Origin of the sequence: Aliiruegeria lutimaris (assembly GCF_900099935.1) — a bacterium.
Taxonomy (GTDB): domain Bacteria; phylum Pseudomonadota; class Alphaproteobacteria; order Rhodobacterales; family Rhodobacteraceae; genus Tropicimonas; species Tropicimonas lutimaris.
The window spans coordinates 76,648-96,700 of the sequence record NZ_FNEK01000013.1; the positions used below are offsets into that span (position 1 = coordinate 76,648).

19 protein-coding genes and 1 pseudogene are annotated in these 20,053 nt (G+C 64.7%); 6 read left to right on the plus strand and 14 right to left on the minus strand.

Features of this window, described 5'->3' with window-relative positions; all coding sequences use genetic code 11:
• Nucleotides 1-5: 5 nt before the first annotated feature.
• Nucleotides 6-629: a LysR substrate-binding domain-containing protein gene (locus BLR85_RS08295; protein WP_170844492.1), complete on the plus strand. Its 624-nt coding sequence runs from the start codon at nt 6-8 to the stop codon at nt 627-629.
• Between the two features lie 115 nt (nt 630-744).
• Here the strand turns inward: BLR85_RS08295 and BLR85_RS08300 are convergent, their stop codons facing one another.
• From BLR85_RS08300 to BLR85_RS29470, 8 genes are all read right to left on the minus strand, one after another.
• Complete coding sequence (locus tag BLR85_RS08300; protein ID WP_093153432.1) at nt 745-2,094, minus strand: peptidoglycan-binding protein; 1,350 nt, start codon at nt 2,092-2,094, stop codon at nt 745-747.
• Nucleotides 2,095-2,112: 18 nt separating this feature from the next.
• Entirely contained in the window at nt 2,113-3,516 is a 1,404-nt protein-coding gene (locus BLR85_RS08305) for a hypothetical protein (protein ID WP_093153435.1), read from the minus strand.
• A gap of 10 nt (nt 3,517-3,526) precedes the next feature.
• Nucleotides 3,527-5,146 (minus strand): hypothetical protein, encoded by a 1,620-nt coding sequence (locus BLR85_RS08310; RefSeq protein WP_093153438.1) that lies wholly within the window; start codon nt 5,144-5,146, stop codon nt 3,527-3,529.
• Nucleotides 5,147-5,619: 473 nt separating this feature from the next.
• Nucleotides 5,620-7,620: a S8/S53 family peptidase gene (locus BLR85_RS29045; RefSeq protein WP_093153441.1), complete on the minus strand. Its 2,001-nt coding sequence runs from the start codon at nt 7,618-7,620 to the stop codon at nt 5,620-5,622.
• Between the two features lies 1 nt (nt 7,621).
• Nucleotides 7,622-8,560, minus strand: coding sequence for a phosphatase PAP2 family protein (locus BLR85_RS08320; protein ID WP_093153444.1), 939 nt, complete (start codon nt 8,558-8,560; stop codon nt 7,622-7,624).
• A gap of 17 nt (nt 8,561-8,577) precedes the next feature.
• Nucleotides 8,578-8,733, minus strand: coding sequence for a hypothetical protein (locus BLR85_RS29050; RefSeq protein ID WP_170844493.1), 156 nt, complete (start codon nt 8,731-8,733; stop codon nt 8,578-8,580).
• A gap of 24 nt (nt 8,734-8,757) precedes the next feature.
• On the minus strand, nt 8,758-9,738 hold the full coding sequence (locus BLR85_RS29465; protein ID WP_212635035.1) for a tetratricopeptide repeat protein: 981 nt from the start codon (nt 9,736-9,738) through the stop codon (nt 8,758-8,760).
• Nucleotides 9,735-10,406, minus strand: coding sequence for an AfsR/SARP family transcriptional regulator (locus BLR85_RS29470; protein WP_212635036.1), 672 nt, complete (start codon nt 10,404-10,406; stop codon nt 9,735-9,737). The genes BLR85_RS29465 and BLR85_RS29470 overlap by 4 nt, the downstream gene beginning before the upstream one ends.
• Nucleotides 10,407-10,519: 113 nt before the next feature.
• Here BLR85_RS29470 and BLR85_RS08335 point away from each other — a divergent pair, with 113 nt between their 5' ends.
• The 5 genes from BLR85_RS08335 to BLR85_RS08355 all read left to right on the plus strand — a co-directional run bounded on the left by BLR85_RS08335 (nt 10,520) and on the right by BLR85_RS08355 (nt 15,225).
• Complete coding sequence (locus tag BLR85_RS08335; protein WP_093153447.1) at nt 10,520-10,723, plus strand: hypothetical protein; 204 nt, start codon at nt 10,520-10,522, stop codon at nt 10,721-10,723.
• A 616-nt stretch (nt 10,724-11,339) separates the two neighbouring features.
• Nucleotides 11,340-12,434 carry an ABC transporter ATP-binding protein gene (locus BLR85_RS08340; RefSeq protein ID WP_093153450.1) on the plus strand — a complete coding sequence of 365 codons (1,095 nt, stop codon included), beginning with the start codon at nt 11,340-11,342 and terminating at the stop codon, nt 12,432-12,434.
• Nucleotides 12,434-13,357, plus strand: coding sequence for an ABC transporter permease (locus BLR85_RS08345; RefSeq protein ID WP_093153453.1), 924 nt, complete (start codon nt 12,434-12,436; stop codon nt 13,355-13,357). Before BLR85_RS08340 ends, BLR85_RS08345 begins: the two co-directional genes overlap by 1 nt.
• 3 nt (nt 13,358-13,360) lie before the next feature.
• A complete protein-coding gene (locus tag BLR85_RS08350; RefSeq protein ID WP_093153456.1) occupies nt 13,361-14,167 on the plus strand; it encodes an ABC transporter permease in 807 nt (268 codons plus the stop codon).
• 20 nt (nt 14,168-14,187) lie between these two features.
• Nucleotides 14,188-15,225: an extracellular solute-binding protein gene (locus BLR85_RS08355; RefSeq protein ID WP_093153459.1), complete on the plus strand. Its 1,038-nt coding sequence runs from the start codon at nt 14,188-14,190 to the stop codon at nt 15,223-15,225.
• Between the two features lie 57 nt (nt 15,226-15,282).
• On the opposite strand, the gene BLR85_RS08360 is transcribed toward BLR85_RS08355, so the two are convergent.
• From BLR85_RS08360 to BLR85_RS08385, 6 genes and pseudogenes are all read right to left on the minus strand, one after another.
• Entirely contained in the window at nt 15,283-16,272 is a 990-nt protein-coding gene (locus BLR85_RS08360) for a zinc-dependent alcohol dehydrogenase family protein (RefSeq protein WP_093153462.1), read from the minus strand.
• A gap of 64 nt (nt 16,273-16,336) precedes the next feature.
• Nucleotides 16,337-17,806, minus strand: a complete 1,470-nt coding sequence (locus tag BLR85_RS08365) for a mannitol dehydrogenase family protein (protein WP_093153465.1) — start codon at nt 17,804-17,806, stop codon at nt 16,337-16,339.
• Entirely contained in the window at nt 17,806-18,579 is a 774-nt protein-coding gene (locus tag BLR85_RS08370) for an L-iditol 2-dehydrogenase (RefSeq protein ID WP_093153510.1), read from the minus strand. Before BLR85_RS08370 ends, BLR85_RS08365 begins: the two co-directional genes overlap by 1 nt.
• A gap of 51 nt (nt 18,580-18,630) precedes the next feature.
• A complete protein-coding gene (locus tag BLR85_RS30435) occupies nt 18,631-18,993 on the minus strand; it encodes an aldose epimerase family protein (RefSeq protein ID WP_425284469.1) in 363 nt (120 codons plus the stop codon).
• A 61-nt stretch (nt 18,994-19,054) separates the two neighbouring features.
• A pseudogene (locus BLR85_RS30440) lies at nt 19,055-19,726 on the minus strand (aldose epimerase family protein); the annotation flags it as partial.
• A gap of 33 nt (nt 19,727-19,759) precedes the next feature.
• Nucleotides 19,760-20,053, minus strand: a 294-nt coding sequence (locus BLR85_RS08385; protein WP_139188335.1) for a TOBE domain-containing protein, incomplete at its 5' end; no start/stop codon positions are given.

Consider the following 20,053-nt stretch of genomic DNA (forward strand, 5'->3'; position numbering starts at 1 on the left):
TCCGGGTGGGCTGCAGCCAGGCGCTCGCCTCCTATTTCCTGCCCGAACAGATCGCTACCTACCAGGCGCTTTTCCCACGGGTCAGCTTCGAGGTCGAAGTGCTGGAACATGGTGCCGCCGCTGCGGCGCTGGAGAGCTACATCATCGACCTCGCCATCGTCTTCGACCAGGGGAAGCCGCCTGATTACAAGATTTTGGCCGGCGTTCCCCAGACGCTCTCGGCGGTGATGGACGAAGCGCACCCGCTCGCCCGGAAGGACAGGTTGCGCCTGCGGCAGTGTTTTGAATACCCGGTCCTCCTGCCGGCGCGTGGCTTCGGCGGACGCCGGCTGATCGACAATGCGCTTGTCGGCAAGACCTTCGCCGTTCCGCCGGTGATCGAGAGCAACTCCTTCGAATATCTCAAGGCGCATGTCGCCGCGACCGAGGCGATCACCTTCCAGATCGAGATCGGCGCCCCTGACATTACGGGAACCAAGGGGATCGTGAACCGCCCGATCGACAGGCGGGACGTGGGAAGCGGAAACCTGTGGGTCGGGCAGGGGGTGGAACGGACTCTCTCGGTTGCCAGTTCGCGCTTCGCCGAGCAGGTGATCAAGGAGCTTTCGGAACGCTACGGCATGCGCTGATCTGCCCGGCGCCTACCGACAGGCAGGCCAAGAAAATGCGGCGCGTGCCGGGGGACACGCGCCGCAGGGAAAGGGGCCGTTGCGACAGGGAGGACGGTGGAACGGCCCCCGGGGATCAGAAGGCGAAGGGACGTTCGTGCAGGCGCGCCTGCGAGCCCATCGAGCCGTCCGGCGTCAGTTGTGGTGTCGCATCGGCGCGCGAGCGGCCCACGACGGAGCGATGAAACTCGGTGTAACTGCCCGGGAAGGCGCCCGAATCCCACGAACGCGAGATATTGAAGGTGAACAGCGACAGCGGGTTGCCGGCCGGCGTGGTCTGGTTGTCCATCGCGGCGGAAAGGGCCGTGACGGTGCAGGCCGGGCGGATCAGTTCCTTGGATCCCACCGCCGTGCGGACGGCGTTGTAGACCTCCTTCTTGTTGTCATAGATCTGCGCGCCCGTGACGAATTTCGGAGCCCCGGTCAGGGTCTTCACGGCCAGGTCGGCAAAGAGCTCACCGATGCCGTCGGCCTCGTCGTCGCTCGGCTCGGCGGTCTTGTCGAATTCCGGCGCATCGCCATCGAGCGCCTTGACGAGCGACTTGGCGGCGATGGGTTTCTTCATCTCGGGGTCGAGATCGTTCCTCAGGGTCAGCGTGGGCAGGCCCTTGACCGTTGCGATGGCGTCCTTCTTGAACTCGGTCCGGATGACATCGGTCATGTCCATCGCGTCGGGCGCGGCGATCTGCTTGAAGGCCGTGGCCGAGTGACAGGAATCGAACACCATGTGGACGCGGACCCCTTCGCGGAACTCGCCGAGCGCGGCATAGATCTCGTCGTCGATCAGCATCCGGTCGTAGAGCACCAGCGTTTCGTCCTGCAGATCCGGCTCGTCATCGGCGGAATCGTTGGGAACCTGGCTGCCATGGCCGGAATAGGTGAAGAAGAGCGCGTCGCCGGCGAAGAGGTTTACCGCCGCGTTGCGCAGGAAGCCGATGACATTGGCGCAGGTCGCGTCGTCGTTTTCCAGTCGCGCGGTGTCGTAGCCCAGCTGCTCGGCGATGCCCTCCATCTCGCGGGCGTCGTTGACGCAGGAGGGCAGGGCGAGATCGCTGCCGTAATGGCCCGGATCGACCCGGTCGACCCCGATATGCAGGCTGACGCCATGGGGCGGACGGGCGGCCTCGCCGGCAAAGATCTGGTCGAGCTGGCCGAGCACCTGGCCGCCGACGGTGCCATCTGCCACCAGCCCGTAATCGCGCTGGAAGGCCTCGACGGCGGCGGCGGTGCGGGAGCCGAAATAGCCGTCGATCTCGCTGCCGGCCATGTAGCCGTTATTGAGCGAGGCCAGCGCGGTCTGGACCGCGACGACCGCGCCACGGTCGCGCTCGCGCTTGGCAATTGGCGGGTTGTTGGCCTGGGCTTTCGCGAGACGGTCGGCGGTGGCCCGCGTGACGACAGTGGTAAACCGGTTGGACGTAAGCATCTTCTGTCCTCCTTGGGATCAATTCCAGCCGTAGCCGGGATGGGGGTTCGGGGCTTCGGGAAGGCTCTCGCAGCCGAAACCGACGGCCCAGAGCGTGGGATCGGGGGGCGGTGGCCCCGTGGGCGGAATGCGCGCCACGATCTGGCGGGCCGCCGCGAGACGGCGTTGCACCGTCAGGTTGCCGATCTGTTCGATCGTGCCGGGCTTCAGCCGTGCCACCGGCTTGGCCGAAAGCGTCAGCCCTCCGGCAATGGTCGGGCGGCTGAGCGCCGTCGCGGACAGGCTCGGGCGCAGGGCGCTCGCCGAGACCACCGGTGCGGCGCTGAGCGGCTTGGCCAGTGTGGTTGCCGAGAGCCCCTTGGACCGGGCGGTGCTGAGCACCGGGCGCGGCCGGCTTGCCAATGTTGCCACCGACGGGCGGGCCTGCAACGGACCGAGCGTGGCGACCGGTGGTCGAGACACCATGCCGACCGGTGGCCGCTGCGGTTTGGACGGCTTTGGCGGATCCGGCTTCAGCGTGACATCGCGCACGGCGTAGAGCCGGGCGGGGTAGGCCGGCAATGCGCCCTCTGTCCCACCATCGGAGACAAGCCTTTGCCCCGGCAGGTTCCAGTCCTCGGCGCGGTAGAGCTGCGGCGTGAACCAGTCGCGGTCGATCAGCAGGATCGCGTAGCGGAAGCACAGCTTGCTGGTCTTGCCCTGCCGCCAGTTGCGCCAGCCGGCCGTTTCGCGCTGCGGCGCGCGACCGACCGCGCCGTCGATATCGTTCAACTCGACGCTGGCGGAAATCCAGCCGGAGTCGTCGAGCGCCGAGATGGGCGCGAAGCCGGTCATCGCGTAGCCCGCGCCCGCCGGATCGACCGGCAGGAACAACAGCGCATCGCGTTCAGCCTGCGCTCTGGACAGGGTTGAACGGGTCATCAACCGTTCGATCGTCGCCATCGCGGCCTCGATCACGCTCTTGCCGCCTTCAAGCTCCCAGGCGATCATCGCCTCGCGGAGCACATCTGCCCCCGACGCGGCGGTCAGCAGATCCTGGTAGGCGGTTCGAAACTCCTGGTAGAGCCGGTAGAGCGGCGTCATGCCGTCCGGCCCGTAGAGCGTCGCCCGCGCCGCGGTGAAGGCCGCATTCTCGGCCTCCGTCCAGGCGCGCTCGGCAAACTCCATCGCGCCGAGCAGGTCCGAATGCACCTCCCAAAGCGGGGCGGCGCTGTCGAAGGGGCGCGCGGGCGCGCCCCTCTGGGCGACGAAGTTGACGAGCCGCGAGAACTCGGCCACGCGGGCCATGTCCTCGGCATTCTCCGCCCCTTCCAGCCGCGCGAGCCGCAGGGCCACCGGGGCGCCGGGCCAGGCCGCGAAGCCTTCGCCGTCGCACCGGTGGTGGAGCCACGCGGTGAGGCCGATGTGAACGCCACTGTCCATCACACCACCCTCAGGCCCATTTCTTGACGTCAGGAGACGGGTTGGACGATTCCGGAATGCGGGCCGACAGGAAGCCGACAAGCTGCATGCCCTTGATGCGGATCGAGGCGCCGTCATAGTCGAAATTGCTCTCCGAGGAGCGGTTCGACTGCTGGTAGCGGCCGCCGATGCAGAACGGGCCTATGCCGACGAAACCGCCGCCATTCACATGGCTCTCCTGGCTCTTCATGAAGGAGACGACCTCGCTGGAATGGATCACCAGGTCCTTCACGAAGAGCGCCTTGGTCGGGTAGCCGATCAGCGCGCCGGAGGGCGGGTTCTTGCCGTCGGAATGGACGTTGGTGTCGTATTCGCGCTTGAAGCCCGCCGAGGGGCGCCAGCCGCGCGACAAGAAGAAATCGGGGTGGAACCAGGGCCGCATGATCTCGACTGGGGCATAGGAGAATTCCATGCCGAAGGAGGAGGAGGAGAAGTCCCGCTGATGCTCCGTCTTGCCGCCGCCGCCGGAGCCGCCGATGGTGACGAAGCCGAGCGAAAGCCCGAAGCTGCCACCGCCGGAGCGGGAGGTGGAGGAGGAGGACATCTTGCGGCTCAGGTTGCGCTCGGAGAACCGGGTCCAGCCGCCGGAACGGGCAAAGGCGCCGGGGATGACGGAGGCCGGGTAGAACGGGTAGCCATAGGCGCCGGTCGTGTTGTTCTCGACATGGTCGAGCCCCTGCACGAGGTTATCCTTCCACAGCACCATCGAGCGGCCGGTGATATGCGAGATCATCGCCTGGGCGCGTTCGATATCGTTCTTGTAGCCGTTGGCGATCCAGTCGCGCAGGGCCTCGGTCGCGCGGCGCTTGTAGATGCCGCCCGATTGCTGCCACTCGATCATGTCGCCGGAAGTGCCGTTATTGGCCAGGCTCAGCTTGGTGGCATATTCGATGACCGCGTTTTCATAGGCCTGTTTCTTGGCCGAGTAGGCGATCATGGCCGGGCTGTCGCGGGTCTCCATCTTCTTCTCGCCGGTCAGGAAATCCTCGACCTCCACCTCGACGGAGAGCAGCCGGCGCATCCGCTCGATCAGGTTCTTCTGATCGTCGGTGAGTTGGTCGTCGGCCACCTCGCACATCCGCAGCGTATCGGCGAAGGTGCGGCTGAGCCGGCGGTTGTTCTGGGCGTAGACGACGGAGACATGCTTGTGCTTGCCCTCGCCGCGATTGGCGCCCCATTCGTTGTGATTGCCGGTTGGTTTCGGCGAAGGGATGAAATCGACGAGGCGGGACCATTGCTCCCAGCATCCCAGCAGGTGCTGCTGGTACATCCGCTTGGCCTCTTCGACCGCCTTGTCGCGGCTCATGCCCAGCGGGCTGGGTTCCGCGTCGCCGCGATTGTCGTTGCCGTCGCCGTCCTGAGCGGGGCCCATGAGCGTTTCGACAAGCTCGCCGAAATCGTCCAGCGTCGCCGGGGTCGGGCCGGCAAAGGGGCCGGCAATGGCAAAGTCGAAAAAGCTCTCGTGGAAGGGAATGCCCGGCTGGGTGAAGTTCAGCTGCACATTGGCGGGCAGAGGCAAGTCCGCCGTTCCTCCGGTCAGCCCTTCGTAGAGCCGGTCCACGACGTAGCCCATCATATCATCGAGTTTCATATCGCAATCTCCTGGCAGTCTGCCCGCTTCAGAGCGTGGCCAATGTCGTCAGGGTGCGTTGCGCTTGGATTCGCGGTGAGTGAATTGGCTGTGAGACAGGGTGAAAACGGACTTAATCGAGCAATCTCAAGGACGTGCCTTGCCCGGCTTCGAGTTGTGTTTTGTTCTGAGGTGTGGAAGCATCTGAAAATATTAATAAATTCCATCCTCCACAGAAGTTTCACCCTTTTTTCACGCCGGTCCCGGGCGGCGAAAAGGTTAATGTTGAATTGTCGAGAGCGGCACAGTTGGTCGAGACGCCTTTTTTAGGCAGCAATTTTGAGGCAGCTATTTCATCACCAAATTGGCGGGGCCAGGCAGTTGAAATTCATCCGTCTGGCCCTGTTTTTGCATGGATCCGCCGGCGCACGGACCGGGCATGAAAAGACCCGCGCGCCAGAGGCGTGCGGGTCCAGTTTCCGGATTGCTCCTTTTCAGAGCTCGATGGGCACGCGGCCTCGTCCAAGCCGCGCGGCGCGCAAGATTCGCGCGTCCCCGGGGGGCAGCAGCGGCAGGGGGGCGAGCCCGTCTTGCAGCGCCTTGCCGGACGCGGCGTTGCTGACCATCCAGCGCGAGGCCAGCGCCGCCGCAGCGGACGTTCCCACCAGCCGCGCGCCTGAGCCCGAGATAGTGCCGAGCGAGGGCAGGCCGGGCCGGGACGGCCCCTGGTCGGAGAGCGCGGCAAAGTCCGGCTGGGCACCCCAGGCCACCGGGTTGCCCGAGAGCCTGTCCAGCCCGCCGCCGGAGGAATAGGCGGCCGGCTGACCGGTGCCGCCTTGCAGCCCTGCCACCCGCGTCGCATCCGGCGCCGAGCAGATCGCGCTGAGGCAGCCAAAGCCGCGCACCATCCCGCTGGCACCTTCCAGGTGGCTCTGGCGTCCACCCATCCCGAGGGCGCGGGGGTCGTCGTCGCGCTGCAGCCAGAGGTAGAGCGCCTCGCTCTCGCCGATCGGCGTGCCATGACCCCGGGCGATCTCGATCGTCCAGAGGCCGGAGGGCAGGCGCCGGTCGGTGCCGGTCTCGGCGGTGGGGATCATGGCGACGATGACACGCCATCGGCTGCCGCGGTGAAAGTCCACCGAGAGCTGGCCAAGATTGTGCCCGTCCCGTTCCAGCTCCACGAAGCGGCGGAGGTCGCCCACCGGGTCGAGCTCGGGATCGGCGGAGATGTCGATGGCGGTGCCCGTGAGCGGGCCGCTGCCGGGCGGCGGGATCAGGCGGACCTGCCAGCCCTGCGGGTCGAACTCCTCGGGCAGCCAGATCTCCAGATAGCTCGACGTTCGGTCATCCGGCAGCAGCCGCCAGCCGACGCGTGCGGTGCCTTCTTCGAAATCGCTCGCTGCGACGCGCGCATGCATGTCGCTGTCGAACGTGTTCCCGGTCGGCATCACCACCGCCGTTTCGGGTTGCACCTGCCGCCGCCGCGCCAGCATTTGCTGGATCGCAGCCTCCATTTCCGAGCGGCCATCGTGGCGCCCCGCGCTCCAGCCATAGGAGAAATTCACCACCAGCGGCAGTTCTCCGGCGACACCGCAATCGCGGGCGATCTCGCTGGCGCGGGCAAAGATGTAATGCAGCGCCGAGAGCATGAACATCTCCTTGCCGAAGCCGGAGGTGTCCCAGGCGACGGTATTGGGAAGCTGCACCGCGACGATCTGGATATCGTCACCCAGTTCCGGCCCCGGCAGCCGCGCGCCGTTGCCGCCGGCCAGCCCGAGAATGTGACCGCCATGGGTGGCGTGGTGATCGAGCAGCCGGCCGACCTCGGGCATGTCGCCATCAATGGCGCCAACCGAACGGTAGAGCCGCCGCTCGTCGGCCCCGTGCGCGGTGCGCAGGGCGTCGATCTCGCCATTGGTGATCTCGCGCCCGACCGGGACCCTGTCGCTCGGCAGCGCGCGTGCCGATTGCAACCAAAGGTGACTGATCCGGGTTTTCCCATTCGTGTCCAGAAAGGCCCGATGCGCGAAGGGAAGCCCGTTATCGATCACCCCGAGGATCGCCTTGGGCGTCCGTGCCGGGCGACGCCACTGCGCGGCGGGAGTCTCTGGCGCGTAGGTTTCGACCCAGCTCGCGGCGTCGAGCGGCATGTTCAGCCGCACCCTCGGCGACAGGTCCGGCGCTGTCAGTGTCCCCAGCCGTTTCGCCAGCGCCCGGTCTGGCGACAGGTCGACCTCGTTGTCATTGCGAAAGACGAAGGGAGTTACCGCGTGTCCGGCGGCTTGCGGCGGCCAGAGTGGCGGCAGGCGCGTTTCGGCGTCCTTCATCTGCGACGGGTCGCCGTCGCCTTCGAGGATCGCCGCCATGTGGCGGGCCTCTGGCTGGCGGATCGCGGGAAAGGCATAGGGCCGACCCAGCTCCTCGGAGAAGACCCAGCGTTCATAGGGGCCGGCATAGCGGTCGATGCGCTCTTCCGGTGGGCGTTGCGCATACATCTCAGCCGCCCTCGCTTTCGCCGGCCGCTTGCTCCCAGAGCCAGGTGAAGGCCGGCATCGGGTTGGAGCGGAGCGCTTGCGTGTCCACGCTCAGCCCTGCCGCCGCCGAGGCCGCAGGATCGCGCAGATCGTGATCGAAGAAATCGACATCCGTGGCGTCGAGCACGGATGCGCCACCCTCAGCGATGCGCCCGCAGCGGCCCAGCACCGCCCGTCCGACCGCCCGGCCCAGTGTTGCCCCGGCCCAGCTGTCGATGGGGTAATGCACGCCTGCCACGGTCCGGTTCACCGCGATCCGTTCGGCCAGCCCGCGCAGCATCGCCACACGGCCTGCACGGTCGGCATGGCTGCCCCACGCTTCGACCAGCGCCTCCAGCACCGTCAGCACCGCATAGGCCTCCGTCGCGTGCGCCGAAGGGAAGGAGCCATGCCCCGGCGTCGGGATCATCGGCAGGATGCGCCCGTCCACTTGGTCCGGCCGCCGCACGGCCAGCGCTGTCTTGACGATCATCGCGGAATGGGCGGCGGCGACCTGCGTTGCCGTGATCAGTTCGAATGTCTTCTTGCTGGAGGCCGAGTGCAGCCCGAGGATCATGGCGAAATAGGCCGTCGGAAAACCGAGCTGCGACAGGATCTCCGCCCCGCGTTCTTCGCGCAGCGGCGCGTAATCGGACACCCGCCGCGTCTGGTCGCGCAGAAGCTCCGCCGAGGGGCGGTGGAGCGTTACCCAGTCGGCGCCATCGACCTGCAGGACGGAGGTATGATCGTCGCCCGCGTTGCAGGACTTCCAGCCGATCCCGGACAGGTATTCGCTCACGTACAGCGAGCCGCGCACCCAGACCGCGAGGCGTCCGTAATTGGACGGATCGCCGGGGGTCAGTTCGCCCGGCACCGGTGGCACCGCATCGCCGCCCAGATGCCGCAACGCCTCCGCCGTCATCCCGATGCCGGATGTCGTCAGCCCGTATAGCCGCCGGTATCGTCCGCGCCGAGAAACCCGCCCAGGCCGGTGAAATTCGTACCACCCCCGAAGCCGCCGAAACCTCCGAACCCACCAAAGCCGCCGAAACCGCCAAATCCACCAAAACCGCCGAATCCTCCCGATTGGCTCATTGTCCTGTCCTTTCCCTATATGCTTCAAGAAATCCCCGAGGCGCGCAGTGCCTCGATCACCAGCCGCCCTGTCCGGCGTTCCGCCGAGGGGTGCGTGCTGCGATATTCGTTCAGTCGAAATGTCGGAAAACGGCGCATCAACTCCGCCGCGGTCGCCCGTGCCCCGTCGCCGTCGCCGAGGCAATGCTGGGCGGCGATCTTGGTGCGCAGGGTTGAAATATGCCGGTCATTGGCCGAGAGGCTGCGCTCCGCGAAGTCCAGGGCACGGTCGAAATTGCCTGCCGCCAGATGGGCCGAGCTGGCCAGTGAATCGAAGTAATAGCCGAACGGGTCGATGGGCGAGAGGCGCCGCGCCGTGTCGGTCGCCTGCACGGCGCCCGTCCCGTCATCCTGGAAGGCCAGCAGCGCCCCGCGCAGCAGCCAGCTCAGGCTCTCGTTCGGGTTGCGGTCGAGGGCCGCGGTGTAGCGCCGGTCCGCCTCGTCGATCTCGCCCAGGATATTGGCATGGGCAAAACCGTCGATGGTCAGCGCGAAGCTGGAATCGGGGTCGAGATCGAGCGCGCGGGCGGTACAGTCCAGCGCCCGCTGGGTATCGCTCCCCCGGTCGGTGGAATAGCCCTTGAAGACGTTGAGGATGTGCCATTTTCCGAGCCAGGCATGGACATCGGTCGAACGCGGGGCGCGGGCGGCGCTCTCTTCGAGATATTGCCGCGCGGTCAGGAAATCGCGCAACGCGCGGCGGTGCATTGAGGCGACACCGGCAATCAGCAATTCATGATCGGCAATCTCGGGCAGGGTCAGCCCGCGCAGGTTGCGCAGCGTGGTCTGCGCCACCGAGCGCCCGATGGCCTGCAGAACATCGGCCAGCCGCTCCGGAAGCGCCATCGTTGCCGCGGCCTCGGCGACAAGGATATTGCGATTCCACAGGATCTCGCCGGTCGCGACATCGAGGAAATCGAAATCGCAGATCACGTCCGCTCCGGAGCGCCGGATCGTTCCGGTCACGAGGTAATCCACCCGAGCGTTGCGCGCACATCGGCGATATCGATCATCCGCTGCGCCATCGCCCGGCCCGACAGATGCGAGATCACGGTGAGCAGGGTGGAGCGGGAGAGCGAGCGGCAGATTTCCTCGGCAACCCAGTCGCCGGTGACGCTCAGGGCCGTGTCGCCGTCCGGCGCGGCAAGCGGCAGCGCGCTGATGCGCGGGCGCAGCCGGACCGCGCCGCCCTGGCTTGCACGTCCGAGGGCTGCGAGCTGGTCGGGCCGTGCGCGCAGCGCATCGCGCCAGGCGACGAAACCCGGCTCGCGCACGTTGAGGTCATTGAGAAATGCGCCCTGTCCGGCGACGAAATGGGTGTTGTCGAGCGATAGCTGAACGTCGGTGGAGGTGGTATGCAACACCGTGTCGAAATCCGGGCCCATGATCTTGCGCAGGTCCGACAGCGCCCGGCGCAGGTTCTGGTGGCCGCTGTCGTAATCGGAGGCCCCCCAGAGCGTCTCCTGCAGGTTGGCGCGCGAGCGCCGGCCCATCGGCGCCGTGGCCAGCAGGGCGAAGAGCGCCCGGTGCTTGGCCCCGCGAATCTCGATACGCTCGCCGCCGATCAGGCAGACGTAACAGGTCCCGAAAAGGGAAATCTCGAGCTTCGGCGCCAAAGCGTCCTCCATGGCCAATGGCATTTTCCTAGATGGTAAATACCACGCGACAAAGCGCTTCACGTTTTTTTCACGCGACGCCTGCTCGAATCCCGCCTTAGGTTCGGGGTCTGCCAGAGGTTAGAAAAGCGATGACGAACGAAATGCAGGAAATGCCGCCTATCGAAAGCCTGTTCGATTTTTTCCAGCGTTGGGGCCTGTTGCGGCCGGAAATGGAGGCATTGCGTGCATCGGACCGGCTCGGTCCGCGCGAGCGGACAATCCTTGCCGCGCTGATCGACCTTGCCGACCGCGTCGGACCGGACGACCTGGCCCCGCAGGACTCAAAGGAATAGAGCCGGGTCAATCGCGCTGTGGCGCGACTTAAACACGGGGACATCCACGCTTCGAACTCTTTCCAAATCCGGGGAAAGGAGCCGACCGGGTTCAAGCTCCCTTTGCGCGCGTCGAAAGGGTGTGATGGATCTGTTGTCCTGTTGTTGTCTTGGAAAACCATTCCCTGCCAGCGTAAACCGGCAGTCGCTGGGATGCATTGCCGAGAGGGACTGTCCTGAAAATGCCTTCGACTCCACGAGGAGTCAGATCATCAGCGCCAGGATGAACGCCTTCTGCGCGTCCGTGAACTTCGATGATTTCATGCGTTTCCGCTCTTTTCCCAGCAAGGGAACTTCTCACGAAAAACTCTCACCGATTGCGGGGACGTTTTCGGCGATCACATAAGTCGCCGAAATGAGTCCCCGGTGGTGTCTGACCCGTTCTCTTGCGAGGGCCGCCGGTCAGGCTGCGCCCTTTTGAACGCGTGACACGCCCGTGAAAACCTGATTGATCACATGGCGCGCAAGCAACCTATCTGCTCGCCGCTCCAAAGGCGGGAGGCCGGGCTGCCTGCTCGCGAAGCCCAAATCGATCCGATACCCCGAACCCGCCGAGTCCGGCGTCATGCAGACGGTAATGTCAGAAACAAGCAGTCAAAACGCGATCGACGTGCAGAATGCCGTGAAGCGGTTCGGCGATTTCACGGCTCTCAAGCAGATCTGCCTCGCGATCGCCGACAACGAGTTCTTCACGCTCCTGGGACCATCGGGCTGCGGGAAGACGACGCTGCTTCGCATCATCGCCGGTTTCGACGAAGTCACCGAAGGGTCGGTCCGGCTCTACGGCGAGGATCTGGGCGCGCTGCCGCCCAATCGCCGTCCCGTGAACACCGTGTTCCAGAGCTATGCGCTGTTTCCGCATATGAGCGTGTTGCACAATGTCAGTTTCGGTCTGGAAATGCTCGGGAAATCGCCGGCGGAAGCACGGGAGCGTGCAGGGCGGATGCTGGAGCTGGTGCAGCTTTCGCAGTTTGCGGATCGCCGCCCCGGTCAACTTTCCGGCGGCCAGCAGCAGCGGGTCGCCCTTGCGCGCGCGCTTGCACCGCAGCCGAAGCTGCTGTTGCTGGACGAGCCCCTTTCCGCGCTCGACCTGAAGCTGCGCAAGGCGATGCGTATCGAACTCAAGCACTTGCAGCGGGAAACCGGCATCACCTTCGTCTTCGTTACCCACGACCAGGAGGAAGCGCTCACCATGTCCGACCGCATCGCCGTGATGTCGGAAGGTGAACTGCAGCAGGTGGGCGCGTCGCGCGAGATCTACGAGCGTCCGTGCAATCGCTTCGTCGCCAATTTCATCGGCGACACCAATCTGCTGGAGGTAACGGTGGACCGCATCGAGGGTGCGCGCGCGGCCTGTCACCTCGGCGGCGGCCATGCGCTGATCTGCGAGGCGGTGGAGGGGGTGCGCGACGGCGCAAGGGTACACTTGTCGGTGCGCCCGGAGCGGCTCTTTGCCACCGCCGAACCGACTGGGCCGGAAGCGCTGGCGGCGCGTGTGGTGGAGAATGTCTTCACCGGCACGGACATCACCAGCATCGTCGAACTGGCGCAGGGCCCACGCCTGACCCTGCGCAGCTCGAACTCGGAACGCGGCAACCGGCGGATCTTCGAGCAAGGTGCCACCTGTTTCGTCAATATGGAGGCGGGGGCCGGTCGGCTCCTGGTCGATTGATGGCAGGTGGAACAGTGAGCGGCAGCACCGCGAGCAGCACGTACAGGGAGGCCCGCGGTTGGCTGCTCCTGCCGGCCTGGTCGGTCCTGCTCTTCTTCTCGCTGGCGCCGGTCATCATGATGCTGATCTATTCCTTCCTCACGAAGGAACATCGCGGTGGCGTGATCTGGGAGTTCTCGCTTTCCGCCTATGACCAGTTCTTCCTCGATCGCGGGTTGTTCGGAGACGAGCCCCCGCGCATCCAGTGGACCTATATCGCCATTTTCTGGCGCTCTATCTGGCAGGCGGGCGCGGCGACGCTCATGAGCCTGGTTGTCGGCTTTCCCACCGCATATTTCATCGCCACGCGCCCCGCGACGGCGCGCCCGCTCTGGGTGTTCCTGATCACGATCCCCTACTGGGTGAACTTGCTGATCCGTACCGTTTCGATGAAATTCCTGCTGCGGGAACAGGGGCCGTTGAACGATTTCCTGCAGTGGACAGGCGCAATCGACAGCCCGCTGCAGATCGTGAACACCAATCTCGCCGTGCAGATTGGCCTGTTCTATTCCTACCTCCCCTTCATGGTGCTGCCGATCTACGCGGCCGTGGAACGCTATGACTTCGCGCTCTCGGAAGCGGCGGCGGATCTCTACGCGTCGAAATGGACGACGCTGCGGCGTATTCTCCTGCCGGCGGTAAAGCCGGGCGTTATCGCCGGCTGCATCCTCGTCTTCGTGCCCTCGCTCGGCTCCTTCCTTGCGCCGGACCTGCTCGGCGGGGCTCGGAATTTCATGATCGGCTCGCTGATCGAAGAGCAGTTCAAGGGCAATGCCGGCAACTGGCCCTTCGGTGCCGCCGCCTCGATGATCCTGCTAACACTCGTGCTGCTGTTGCTGCTCGTTTTCGCGCGCCAACAGGCGCGTGCGGAAAGGCGGTCGTAACCGATGGCAGGACGCACCAATCTTCGGACTATTCCGGGCTTTCGCGCACTGACGCTCCTCTGCCTGTTCGTGCTCTATGCCCCGCTGATCGTCGTCACCGTCTACAGCTTCAACGCCTCCGCCTCGATCACCAACTGGGAAGGGCTAAGCTTGCGCTGGTACTGGGATGTCTTCACCGGCCCCGATAGCGGCAAGTTCAAGACCGCCGCGGCGAACAGCTTTCTTATCGCCGTCTCGGCGGCCACGATCTCCACCACCATCGCCACGCTGGCTGCAACCGGCATGATCCGAACGGGGCGCTTCCGGGCGCGCACGCTCTCCTTTGGCCTGATCTCGTTGCCGCTTATGGTGCCCGAGATCGTCACTGCCGTGGCGACGCTGATCTTCTTCAACGCCATCGCGCTCGAACGCGGGCTTCTGTCCATCCTTATCGCGCATGTCGTCTTCTGCATCCCCTTCGCCTATCTGCCGATCTCTGCGCGGATGCAGGGGATCGGACCCGCCTACGAGGAGGCCGCGCTCGATCTCTACGCCACGAAACGGCAGACCTTCACGCGCATCCTTCTGCCGCTGATGGCACCCGGCATCGTGTCGGGCTACCTGCTCGCCTTCATTGTCAGCCTCGACGACTTCATCATCACCAATTTCGTCAAGGGCGCGGGTGTGGAGACCCTGCCCACGGCGATCTTCGGCGCCGTGAAGCGGGGCATCCAGCCCAACATAATGGCGATTTCGACCCTGCTTCTGGGCCTGTCCATCCTGCTGGTCACGCTGTCCTGGCTGGTGAGCAGATCCGACACCACGAAATGATCCAACAGAGGAGACATGTCATGAAAAACACGTTTGCAAGGCTGGCCGCGACCACGGCCCTTGCCCTGGTTGCGACGGCTGCCGCAGCCGAAGAGAAAGTGGTTGTGTTCCACTTCTTCGAGTACATGCCGCAGGAGTTGATCGACAAGTTCACCGCCGAGACCGGTATCGAGATCGTCATGGATACATACGATTCCAACGAGGCGATGCTGGCAACGCTCAAGGCGGGCGGCATGGGCACATATGATGTCTCTGTACCGGCCGATTACATGGTCAAGATCATGGCCGGCGAGGGCATGCTCGATGAGATCAAGGAAGGCGAGCTGGCCAACAAGGGCAATATCGAGCAGAAATGGCTCGACGTGGCCTTCGATGCGGGCCGCAAATACTCCATCCCCTATCAGTGGGGATCGACCAGCTTCGCGGTGAACCGCGATGTTTATCAGGGCGATATCGCCACCACGGACATTCTCTTCGACAGCCCCGCCGAGCTTGCCGGCAAGGTCAACATGCTCGACACGCAGGGTGAGGTGATGGCCATGGCCGCCATCCATATGGGCATCGAGCAATGCAGCACCGATCGTGACCAGCTCAAGGCGCTCAACGACATGCTGCAGGCCGCCAAGTCGAACTGGGTATCGTTCAACTCCGACACCGCCAAGGAAGTTCTGGTATCCGGCGATGCCGCCGCCGGGATGATCTGGAACGGCTTCAACGCCAAGGCGCGCGCCGAGGGTGCCAATACCGAATACGCATATCCGAAGCAGGGATATATCGTCTGGATGGACAACATGGTGTTGCTCCAGGACGCGCCGAACCGCGCAAACGCGCTCAAGCTCATGGACTTCCTGCTGGAGCCGGAGAATGTCGCGATCCTGACAAACTGGACGCAGTATTCCGCGGGCATCGAGGGCGTCACCCCGCTTCTCGACGAGGAACTGCGCACCCTGCCCGAAGCCAACCCGCCCGCCGACGCCGGGCCCGGCATCTTTATCGAGGCCTGCGACGCGGAAACCCAGGCCGTCTATGACCGCATCTGGACCGCCCTGAAGCAGTAGGCGCCACTGCGAAAGCAAAGCCGCCGCCTGCGACGCGGGCGGCGGCTCTTTTCCAACTTACCTCGCCTGGACCTTGAGCGTTCCTTCCGGACCCTGTTTCAGCAGAACCTTCGGAATCTCTTCAAGCGGGATTTCGTGAGAAACAAGGCGCGTCACGCTCGGACCGGTTGCCTTCAGGGCGGCGATCGCATCCGCGATATTGTGGTTGAGCGAATGCGCTCCCGCAATCGTCAGCTGCCTGCGAAACACTTCGAAGGGCGAGATCTCGATACGGGCATCCGGCGGGCAGACACCGAAATAGAGCACCTTGCCGCCATTGGCGGTGTAGCCGGGCAGAGTTGCGGCCACCGCTGGCACGCCGGTCGCGTCAACGCAGAGATCCACGGAATGTTCAAGGGCGGCAATCTCGGCAGAGCCCGGGGCATAGGGCGTAAACCCGAAAGATTCGGCCAGTTCCAACCGGTGGGGGGCGAGGTCGACAAGTCCGATTTCTTCCACGCCGCGAGTCTTCAGCGCCATTGCCATCAGCAGGCCGATCGGCCCGGCGCCGACGACAAGCGCGTTCTCGACACCTTCCGTTCCAATCGCTTCGACACCATTGAGAACGCAGCCCATGGGTTCGGCCAGGGCTGCCGTGTTGAATGGCATGTCGCCAATGGCGACGAGATTCTCCGCTTTCACAGCGCTGTATTCTGCGAAACCACCATTGGTGGAGACGCCATAGGCACCCAGCGTTTCGCAGAGATTGGCCAACCCCTTGCGGCAGGCGCGGCAATGGCCACAGCTCAGGTTCGGGTCCACCACCACGCGGTCACCGACTGCGAATTCGCTCACACCCTCGCCGAGTTCTTCGACCACACCCGCATATTCATGCCCGGGCACGAGCGGGAAGTCGGGCGTGCCATAGCGGCCGTGGAGCACGTCGATATCGGTGTGGCAGACGCCGCTCGCCGCGACGCGGATCAACACTTCGCCGGGGGCGGGGCGCGGGGTTTCGATCTCGGAGAAGATGACCGAGCCCAACGCGTCGTAGACAACTGCTTTCATTTTTCGGGTCCAGTTTCGAGGGGAGAGAGTGGGGTGCCGCCGACTTGCGCCGGCGGCAACTGCTCTATAGGCCCAGATAGGCCTTCAGCGTGGCTTCGCAGCCCTTGCTCCACAGGCTTTCGAGCGCTGCGGCGAAGGCATCCCGGAAATCGGGCTTCTCGGCGAGATCGCCGTAGATGTCGCGCATTTCGAGCCAGGCAGCCGGCCGGTCGCGTGCCTCACGGGCGAGCCCGGTGAGGCGATCCCAGGACGGGTCGTTGGCGGCGATTTCCTGGTGCTGTTCGCCTTCGCCGAAGCAGTAGCGGCACCAAAGTGCGCTTTCGAGTGCGAGGCCCGGAACGGAACGGCCCTGCGCGAGATTCTCGGCCACGGAAGGCACGATGAATTTCGGCTGGCGGTTGGAGCCATCGAAGCAGAGCCGGGCGATCGTGTCGCGAATGGCCGGGTTGGCGAAACGTTCCTGAAGCGCGGCGTGGTATTCCGGCTGGGTCGCGCCCGGGACCGCCTCGACCACGTTATAGATCTCTTCCCGCTCGACCTTGTCGAAGAAGGCAGAGACGAGCGGATGGGCCATCGCCTCATGGGCGTAGGTCAGCCCCAGCAGAGCCGACGGATAGGCAATGATCGCGTGGCCGCCATTGAGCATGCGAATCTTCATATGCTCATAGGGCGTCACATCCTCGACGATCTGCACGCCGACCTCCTCGAAGGCGGGACGACCGGCGGTGAAATTGTCCTCCAGAACCCATTGCAGGAAGGGTTCGCAGAAGACCGGGCGGGCATCTTCAAGCCCGTATTCCTCGGCCAAACCCGCGGCGCGCTCGGACGTCGTCGCGGGGGTGATCCGGTCCACCATCGCGTTGGGAAAGGCGACATTGGCGTCGATCCAGTCGGCAAGCGCGCCATCCTGCCCGCGGGCGACGCCAACCACCGCGGAGCGGGTGACATTGCCGTTATGGGGGAGGTTGTCGCAGGACATCACAGTGAACGGCACCTGACCCGCATCGCGGCGCGCCTTGAGCCCGGCCACGATGGCGCCAAACACTGTCTTCGGCTTGTCGGGGCTGGCGATATCGGCGCGGATATCTGGCGCTTCAGGGTTGAAACCGCCGGTCTCGGCGGAGACGTAATAACCGCCCTCGGTCACGGTAAGAGAGACGATCCGGACATCCGGGTTCTGCATCGCCTCGATGATGGGCCCGTGCCCTTCCTCGACCGGCAAGAAGCCGCACATCACGCCCGAAACCTCGACTTCCTCGGTCCCGGCCCCCTGTTTGGTCACCGAGTAGAGCCAGTCCTGCGCTTCCAGGTCGGCGCGCATGGCGGCATCGGTTGGCATGACGCCCGCGCCAAGAATGCCCCAGTCGGGCGAGCCGCCGGTATTGAGAAGCTGGTTGGCATAGAAAGCCTGGTGGGCGCGATGGAAATTGCCCAGGCCCACATGCAGGATGCCGGGCTTGAGTTGGGAACGATCATAGCTTGGGACCGCTATACGCGGGTCGAGCTGCGAAAGAGTTTGTGCATTCAGTTTCATCAGCTCATCCACTGGCCGCCATCGACGTTATACGTCTGGGAAACGATGTAGTCGGACTCGGAGGAGGCGAGGAAGATCGCCATGCCTGCCATGTCCTCGGGCGTGGCAAACCGTCCCGCCGGCACCCCGGCCTCGACCTCGGCGCGCTTCTGTCCAGGCTCCTTGCCTTCGAGCTTGGCGAATTTCGCATCCACCCCGACCCAGTGCTCGCCCGCAACCACGCCTGGTGCGATGGCGTTGACGTTGATGCCGTGCTTGATCAGGTTCAGGCCGGCCGATTGCGTCAGTGAGATCACCGCCGCCTTGGTCGAGCAATAGATCGCCACGAGGCTCTCGCCGCGACGGCCCGCCTGGGAGGCCATGTTGATGATCTTGCCGCCATGGCCCTCCTTGATCATTTGCCGTGCGGCGGCCTGCATGGTGAAGAGCGTGCCTGCCACGTTGATCGCATAGAGCGTCTCATAGCTCTGGCGGGTGATATCGACGATTTCGTCGGCGTCGAAGACGGCGGCGTTGTTGACGAGGATGTCGAGCTTGCCGGTCTTGTCGACCACCGCCTTGATGGCGGCATCGATGCTCTCCTGCTTGGTCACGTCGAGATTGACCGCATAGGCGCCCTCGCCAAGCTCCTTCGCGGTGGCTTCCGCGGCTTCCGTGTTGATATCACCGATGGCCACCGTCGCGCCCTCGCGAATATAGGCCGCAGCAAAGCCCTTTCCGATGCCGCGCGCGGAGCCGGTTATCAGCGCGGATTTTCCTTCAAGACGCTTCATGTTCTTCTCCATCTTGTCTTTCCTCGCCCAGGGCGAGATGTGCTTCCGGCGTCAGAGCGCCGTGAATCGATATTCGCAGATGTTGCGATAGGTCTCCCCCGGCCTCAGGACAGGCGATGGGAAATGGGGTCTGTTCACCGAATCCGCGAAACCCGCCGCCTCCAGGCAGATCCCGAGGCTGGGTCCGTGCACCTGCCCGTCCAGACCACGTGCTTCGGGCAGCCCGGCGCCGGTGTAGAACAACAAGCCCGGCTGATCCGTTATCACCGCCATTTCCAGGTCGCGATGCGGCGAAACCAACCGCGCCACGGGCCGCAGCCCGCGCGGGCCTTTCAGCACGAAATTGATCTCGTAGTCCTCGCCGATCTGCCGCAGGGCGTTGAAATCGTATTTCGTGCCGGCGCTGGAGAGCACCTCCCCGGTCGGGATCTGGTTCGGCGCCGCAGGCGTGCAAATCGGAGGCGACCTCCAACCAATGCTGCGCCGCCATGGCTCCGTCCGCGAGGGTGAAATAGCTGTGATTGGTCATGTTCAGAAGCGTCGGCGCGTCTGTGTGCCCCTCGATTTCCATGCGCAGGGCGTTGTCTTCCGTCAGCTCGTAGCGGCAGGTGACCGAGACCTCTCCCGGATACCCCTCCTCTCCATCGGGCGAAACCAGCGCCAGCAGGACGAAATCACTGCCCGCTTCCTTCACCGACCAGTTCCTGCGCGTGAACCCCTTATCGCCGCCATGCAGGTGCACATCTCCCGCCCCGTTCACGGGCAACTGGTATTCGGTGCCGTCGAGGGTGAAATGTCCGTGCGCAATCCGGTTACAGACCCGCCCGACCACCGTCCCCAGATAGGGTGCATTGGTCGCGTAATCGGCAACATCGGCATAGCCGAGCACCACGCGGCGGAGAGATCTGTCCTTGAGCGGCACCTGGAGGTCGCGCAGGACTGCGCCCCAGGAGAGGATGGATGCCCGCGCGCCGGCCTGGTTGGTGAGGAGAACTTCCTGGATCTCTTCACCGCCGATGCGATGGGATCGGACTGTCTGGGAGGAGGTCGCACGTGTGGTCGTCATCGTATCTTTCCTTGCAGGAGAGCCACGGCCGATTTCGGTCGTCGTCCCCCCCCGGCGGCGGCATTGCGTCGCCGGGAGCATTCTCGGGGGAGGAATAAACCTCAGTTCAATGTGTTACCCGATCGCGCGCCCCTGGGCGTCGAACTTGTGGAGATGTTCCATCTGCGGGGAAACGAAGATTTCTTCGCCACGCCGGAGATCCACCTCCCCGCTGACCCGAACCGTGAGCGGGGCCTCGGAATCCGCGACCGGCACGTGGAAGAAGGTGTCGGAGCCGAGATGTTCGGAGACGCCGACAATCCCTTTCCAGTCCCCGCCCTCGCGAGAGATGTCGAGATGCTCCGGACGGATGCCGATCGTGTCGGCCCCATGTTCGGCGGCCGTCTTGCCGGTGAGGAAGTTCATCTT

What these genes read in the sequence shown, in the direction of transcription:
- BLR85_RS08365 (WP_093153465.1), bottom strand. Translation starts at nt 17,806, where the DNA reads ATGAAACTGAATGCACAAACTCTTTCGCAGCTCGACCCGCGTATAGCG.
- BLR85_RS08300 (WP_093153432.1), bottom strand. Translation starts at nt 2,094, where the DNA reads ATGCTTACGTCCAACCGGTTTACCACTGTCGTCACGCGGGCCACCGCC.
- BLR85_RS08335 (WP_093153447.1), top strand. Translation starts at nt 10,520, where the DNA reads ATGACGAACGAAATGCAGGAAATGCCGCCTATCGAAAGCCTGTTCGAT.
- BLR85_RS08345 (WP_093153453.1), top strand. Translation starts at nt 12,434, where the DNA reads ATGGCAGGTGGAACAGTGAGCGGCAGCACCGCGAGCAGCACGTACAGG.
- BLR85_RS08320 (WP_093153444.1), bottom strand. Translation starts at nt 8,560, where the DNA reads ATGACGGCGGAGGCGTTGCGGCATCTGGGCGGCGATGCGGTGCCACCG.
- BLR85_RS08360 (WP_093153462.1), bottom strand. Translation starts at nt 16,272, where the DNA reads ATGAAAGCAGTTGTCTACGACGCGTTGGGCTCGGTCATCTTCTCCGAG.
- BLR85_RS08305 (WP_093153435.1), bottom strand. Translation starts at nt 3,516, where the DNA reads ATGGACAGTGGCGTTCACATCGGCCTCACCGCGTGGCTCCACCACCGG.
- BLR85_RS08370 (WP_093153510.1), bottom strand. Translation starts at nt 18,579, where the DNA reads ATGAAGCGTCTTGAAGGAAAATCCGCGCTGATAACCGGCTCCGCGCGC.
- BLR85_RS08350 (WP_093153456.1), top strand. Translation starts at nt 13,361, where the DNA reads ATGGCAGGACGCACCAATCTTCGGACTATTCCGGGCTTTCGCGCACTG.
- BLR85_RS08340 (WP_093153450.1), top strand. Translation starts at nt 11,340, where the DNA reads ATGTCAGAAACAAGCAGTCAAAACGCGATCGACGTGCAGAATGCCGTG.
- BLR85_RS08355 (WP_093153459.1), top strand. Translation starts at nt 14,188, where the DNA reads ATGAAAAACACGTTTGCAAGGCTGGCCGCGACCACGGCCCTTGCCCTG.
- BLR85_RS08310 (WP_093153438.1), bottom strand. Translation starts at nt 5,146, where the DNA reads ATGAAACTCGATGATATGATGGGCTACGTCGTGGACCGGCTCTACGAA.
- BLR85_RS29045 (WP_093153441.1), bottom strand. Translation starts at nt 7,620, where the DNA reads ATGTATGCGCAACGCCCACCGGAAGAGCGCATCGACCGCTATGCCGGC.
- BLR85_RS29050 (WP_170844493.1), bottom strand. Translation starts at nt 8,733, where the DNA reads ATGAGCCAATCGGGAGGATTCGGCGGTTTTGGTGGATTTGGCGGTTTC.